The sequence below is a fragment of the Saccharomonospora saliphila YIM 90502 genome (genome assembly GCF_000383795.1).
Lineage (GTDB): Bacteria > Actinomycetota > Actinomycetes > Mycobacteriales > Pseudonocardiaceae > Saccharomonospora > Saccharomonospora saliphila.
Genome location: NZ_KB912624.1, coordinates 82,717 through 88,520 on the forward strand (window position 1 = coordinate 82,717; position 5,804 = coordinate 88,520).

The 5,804-nt window shown below is 68.3% G+C and carries 3 protein-coding genes and 1 pseudogene; all 4 read right to left on the reverse strand.

The features are described from left to right. Positions 1-375, reverse strand: a pseudogene (locus SACSA_RS25655) (hypothetical protein); the annotation flags it as partial. Positions 376-428: 53 nt separating this feature from the next. Then, a complete protein-coding gene (gyrA, locus tag SACSA_RS0103835; RefSeq protein ID WP_019813650.1) occupies positions 429-3,020 on the reverse strand; it encodes a DNA gyrase subunit A in 2,592 nt (863 codons plus the stop codon). 60 nt (positions 3,021-3,080) lie between these two features. Then, positions 3,081-5,042, reverse strand: a complete 1,962-nt coding sequence (gene gyrB, locus SACSA_RS0103840) for a DNA topoisomerase (ATP-hydrolyzing) subunit B (RefSeq protein ID WP_019813651.1) — start codon at positions 5,040-5,042, stop codon at positions 3,081-3,083. A gap of 303 nt (positions 5,043-5,345) precedes the next feature. Next, positions 5,346-5,801 (reverse strand): DciA family protein, encoded by a 456-nt coding sequence (locus SACSA_RS21350; protein ID WP_083940143.1) that lies wholly within the window; start codon positions 5,799-5,801, stop codon positions 5,346-5,348. Between the last annotated feature and the right edge of the window lie 3 nt (positions 5,802-5,804).

A 5,804-nucleotide genomic window follows, 5' to 3' on the forward strand; every position in this document is an offset into this window, starting at 1 on the left:
CGTCTGCCACGGCTGGTGGGCCTGCCCACCGCTCGGCACGCCGCCGCCCGCGGACGGGTCCGTCGACGACGGCGTGGCCATCCACTGCGTGTCCGCTTCGGCGTAGGCGGCGGAGCCGGTGCCGTGGGCCGCGTCCGCCGACGGGGCACCGTCACCTCCGGAACCGTCACCGGCCGGACCATCACCACTGGCACCGACGGCACCGGACCCGGCGGCACCGGAGGAACCCGTGGTCGCGCCGTCGCCCTCACCGCCCGGCCCCTGCGTGGCACCTCCGTCGTCGCCCGCCACGCGCTGCCACGGCGGGTTACCGCCCGCCGACGTGTCGGTGGTCCCGCCCGAGCGGCCTTGTTCGGTGTTGTCAGGTGGTGTCACAACCGTCAGTCCCTTGTCACTCGCGCGCCTCTGGCCCGGCCACTGGTCATCGGCTACTCCCCGTCCGCCACGTCACCACGAGTCTGCTGACCGACGTCGCCGCCGTCCGCGTCCGCCCCGGGCTCGGTCGCGGTCTCCGCGTCGGCGGCCACATCCTCTTCGGACCCCCCTTCGGGGACGTCCGACGGGCGATCCGCGTTGCGTGCCACGGCGAGCAGAGTGTTCCCCTCACCGAGGTTCATCAACCGGACGCCCTTGGTCTGCCTGCCCGCCTTGCGGACCTCGTCCGCGGGCGTCCGGATCACACCGCCACTGGAGGTGATGGCGTACAACTCGTCGTCGGAGTCGACGATCAGCGCACCGACCAGCGTGCCACGCCGCGTGTCGTGCTGGATGGTCAACACGCCCTTACCGCCGCGCCCCTGAACGGGGTAGTCCTCGATCGGGGTGCGCTTGCCATAGCCGCCGTCGGTGGCGACGAGCAGGTACGTGTCCGGCTTGACCACGTTGATGCTGAGCAGCTCGCCCCCCTCGTTGAACCGCATGCCCAGCACACCCGAGGTGGCCCTGCCCATCGGCCGCAGCGCCTCGTCGGTGGCGTGGAAACGGATCGACTGTCCGTCCGACGACACCAGCAGCAGATCGTCCTCGGAGGACGCCAGCACCGCACCGACCAGCTCATCGCCCTCGCGGAGGTTGATGCCGATCAGCCCACCGGAGCGCGGCGAGTCGAAGTCGGACAACCGGGACTTCTTGACCAGACCCTTCTTCGTGGCCAGCACCAGGTACGGGGCGACCTCGTAGTTCCGGATCTGGATCACGCCCGCGATGCGCTCGTCCGGCTGGAACGCCAGCAGGTTGGCCACGTGCTGGCCGCGCGCGCTGCGGTTCGCCTCGGGCAGGTCGTAGGCCTTCGCCCGGTAGACCCGCCCGGTGTTGGTGAAGAACAGGATCCAGTCGTGCGTCGAACACACGAAGAAGTGCTGGACGATGTCGTCCTGGCGCAGGGTGGCGCCCTGCACGCCCTTGCCGCCGCGCTTCTGCGACCGGTACAAATCGGTCTTCGTCCGCTTCGCGTAGCCCGTGCGGGTGATGGTGACGACCACGTCCTCCACCGGGATCAAATCCTCGGCCGAGACGTCTCCGTCGAACGGGATGATCTGCGTCCTGCGCTCGTCACCGTACTTCGCGACGATCTCGGTCAGCTCGGAGCGCACGATCGAACGCTGCCGCTCCGGCTTGTCGAGGATGTCCTTGAGATCGGCGATCTTCGCCTCGATATCGGCCAGCTCGTCGACGATCTTCTGCCGTTCGAGGGCGGCCAGCCTGCGCAACTGCATGTCGAGAATCGCGGTGGCCTGGACCTCGTCGACCTCGAGCAGCTCCATCAGCCCGGTGCGCGCCTCGTCCACGCTCGGCGAGCGCCGGATCAGCGCGATCACCGCGTCGAGCTGATCGAGCGCCTTGACCAGACCGCGCAGGATGTGCGCCCGCTCCTCCGCCTTGCGCAGCCGGTAGCGGGTGCGCCGGACGATGACCTCGATCTGGTGGGCGACGTAGTGCCGCACCATCTGGTCGAGCCGCAGCGTGCGCGGCACACCGTCGACCAGCGCCAGCATGTTGACGCCGAAGTTGTACTGGAGCTGGGTGTGCTTGTAAAGGTTGTTGAGCACCACCTTGGCCACCGCGTCACGCTTGAGCGTGATGACGATGCGCATGCCGCTGCGGCTGTTGGTCTCGTCGGCGATGTCGGCGATGCCGGTGAGCTTGCCGTCCCGCACCAGCGTGGCGACGCTTTCCACCAGGTTGTCCGGGTTCACCTGGTACGGCAGCTCGGTGACGACCAGAGTCGTGCGCCCCTTGGTGTCCTCCTCGACCTCCACCACCGCGCGCATCCGCACCGACCCCCGGCCGGTGCGGTAGGCGTCGGCGATGCCCTGGGTTCCGAGGATGAGCCCTCGGGTCGGGAAGTCCGGGCCCTTGATTCGTTCCATCAACGCGGCGAGCAGTTCGTCGTCGTCGGCCTCGGGGTTGTCCAGCGCCCAGACCACGCCGTCGGCGACCTCGCGCAGGTTGTGCGGCGGGATGTTCGTCGCCATCCCGACCGCGATGCCCGATCCGCCGTTGACGAGCAGGTTCGGAATCCGGCTCGGCAGGACGTCCGGCTCCTGCGTGCGGCCGTCGTAGTTCTCGGAGAAGTCGACCGTCTCCTCCTCGATCTCCCGCAGCATCTCCATGGCCAGCGGGTCGAGGCGGGATTCCGTGTACCTCATGGCGGCGGCCGGATCGTTGCCCGGAGAGCCGAAGTTGCCCTGGCCGTCGATCAGCGGATAGCGCATCGACCAGGGCTGGGCCAGGCGCACCAGCGCGTCGTAGATCGCCGAGTCGCCGTGCGGGTGATAGTTGCCCATCACGTCGCCGACCACGCGGGAGCACTTGTTGTATCCCCGGTCGGGGCGGAAGCCGGAGTCGTACATCGAGTACAGCACGCGGCGGTGCACGGGCTTGAGCCCGTCGCGCACGTCCGGCAGCGCCCGCGACACGATGACGCTCATCGCGTAGTCGATGTAGGAGTTCTGCATCTCCTGCTGGATGTCAACAGGTTCGACGCGCCCCCGGTGGTCCGGTTCAAGCGTTTCGGTCACGGCTGGGTGGGTCCTTTCACGAAAGCGACGTCAGCGGGCGGATCGCGCGGCCGGTCACGCTCAGACGTCGAGGAAACGCACGCCCTTGGCGTTGCGGGTGATGAACGAACGGCGCGCCTCGACGTCCTCGCCCATCAGCACCGAGAACAGTTCGTCGGCCGTGGCGGCGTCGTCGAGGCTGACCTGGAGCAGCACGCGGTTGGCGGGGTCCATGGTGGTCTCCCACAGCTCGTCGGCGTTCATCTCGCCGAGCCCCTTGTACCGCTGGATGCCCTCGTCCTTCGGCAGCTTCCTGCCCGCTTCGGCGCCCGCGCGCAGCAGCCCTTCCTTCTCCCGCTCGGTGTAGGCGTACTCGGCCTCGGCGCGCGGCCACTTGATCTTGTAGAGCGGCGGCGACGCGAGGTAGACGTATCCCTGCTCGACCAGCGGGCGCATGAAGCGGAAGAGCAGGGTCAACAGCAACGTGCGGATGTGCTGGCCGTCGACGTCGGCATCGGCCATCAGCACGATCTTGTGGTAGCGCAGCTTCGAGATGTCGAACTCGTCGTGGATGCCGGTCCCGAGCGCGGTGATCAGCGACTGGACCTCGTTGTTCTTGAGGACCTTGTCGATCCGCGCCTTCTCCACGTTGATGATCTTGCCTCGGATCGGCAGGATCGCCTGGAACCGCGAGTCGCGTCCCTCCTTGGCCGAGCCGCCCGCGGAGTCGCCCTCGACGATGTAGAGCTCGCACTGCTCGGGGTCGGTCGAACGGCAGTCCTTGAGCTTGCCGGGAAGGCCGCCGATGTCCATCGCGCCCTTGCGGCGCACCAGGTCACGGGCCTTGCGCGCGGCCAGGCGGGCCTGCGCGCTGGACACCGCCTTGTTGATGATGACCTTGGCCTCGTTGGGGTTGCGCTCGAACCAGTCGGCCAGCCACTCGTTGCACGTCGTCTGCACGAACGACCGCGCCTCGCTGTTGCCGAGCTTGGTCTTTGTCTGCCCCTCGAACTGCGGTTCCGTCAGCTTGATCGAGATGATGGCCGCGAGGCCCTCGCGCACGTCGTCGCCGGTGAGGTTGGCGTCCTTGTCCTTGAGCAGCTTCTTGTCGCGGGCGTAGGCGTTGACCACGCGGGTCAGCGCGGCGCGGAAGCCCTCCTCGTGCGTGCCGCCCTCGTGCGTGTTGATCGTGTTGGCGAAGGTGTAGACCGACGGAGTGAATCCGTTGTTCCATTGCATCGCGACCTCGACCTCGAGGCCCTCCCCCTGCTCCTCGAACGCCACGACGGTGGGGTGGATCGGGTCCTTCGAGCCGTTGATGTGGGTGACGAAGTCGGTGAGGCCACCCGGATAGTGGTAGGTCCGCTCCTTGACCTGGGCCTGCGCGCCGGTGGCGTCCTCGTCCTCGTCATCGGCGACCCGCTCGTCGCGCAGCACGATGGTCAGCCCCTTGTTGAGGAAGGCCATCTCCTGTAGCCGGCGCGCGACGGTCTCGGCGCTGTAGTAGATCGTCTCGAAGATGTCCGGGTCGGCCCAGAAGGTCACGGTGGTGCCCGTGCGCTCGGTCGGCCCCTTCTCGATCAGTTCGCCGGGCAGCGACTTGTCGTAGTGCTGCACCCAGACCCGGCCCTCGCGGTGCACCTCGACGTCGAGTTCGCTGGAGAGCGCGTTGACCACCGACACGCCCACGCCGTGCAGCCCGCCGGAGACGGCGTAGGACTCGCTGTCGAACTTGCCGCCCGCGTGGAGCTGGGTGAGCACGATCTCCAGAGTCGGCTGGTTGTGCACGGGGTGCATGTCGACGGGGATGCCTCGGCCGTCGTCGACCACCCGCACTCCCCCGTCGGCGAGCAGCGTGACCTCGACGCGACTGGCATGGCCCGCCATCGCCTCGTCGACGGAGTTGTCCACGACCTCCCAGATCAGATGGTGCAAGCCACGCTCACCGGTCGAACCGATGTACATGCCGGGGCGCTTGCGGACCGCCTCCAGGCCCTCGAGCACCGTGATGGAGGACGCACTGTATTCGTTGTTCTCTGCCACCGGCCTGACTTCTCCTCGTCTCGCCCAACGGACACTCGTGACGTCCGATTTCCGCGTCCGGTCCTACGTCGGGCCCGAAGCTGACACTCGTTCCGGCCTCAATCCGGCTTTGCCTCTCCAAGTTTACTTGGCCAGTCGCACTCACAGGCATCAAGGACACCCCTGGCTGCGTCACAGAGACACGATTTCGGACACCGGCGAGTCCCGGCCCGGTCCTGTGCCCCGCCACGTCCTGTCACGACGTTTCAGGCGGGCACTCGCCCCGCCCTCGCGACCGGGTGGCCGACACGCCCGGGGGCCCGGTCAACCGTAGGTGTCCCGGGGTCCCCGGCCTCGGATGTGCCGAGGGCCCTTCCGCCAGCTCGGGGCGGTCGGCCCCTGGATACGCATCCTGGTGACCACCCCGTGTCCGACTCCGGCCGCGATTCTCGCCAGTAGTTGACGTTGCAGCAAACGCAGCTGCGTGGCCCAGGCGGTGGAGCTGGCGCGAACGGTCAGTTCACCGTCGTTGAGCGAGACCGGCTGCGCGTGTTCGGCGACCTCGTCACCGACCAGGGAGGACCACTGACCGAACACGCGGCCGTCGGCCAGGCGCTGGTTCCAGCCGAGCTGGGAAGCCATCCGCGAGACCAGCCTGCCCAGCGGCTGGGGGTCCCGTTCGTCGCCCGCGGCACCGGACCAGCGACGCCTGCGCGGGTGGGCGGAACTCCCCCGGGCATACCACGGGCGGACGGGCCGCGCGAGGTACCGTGACGGAATGAC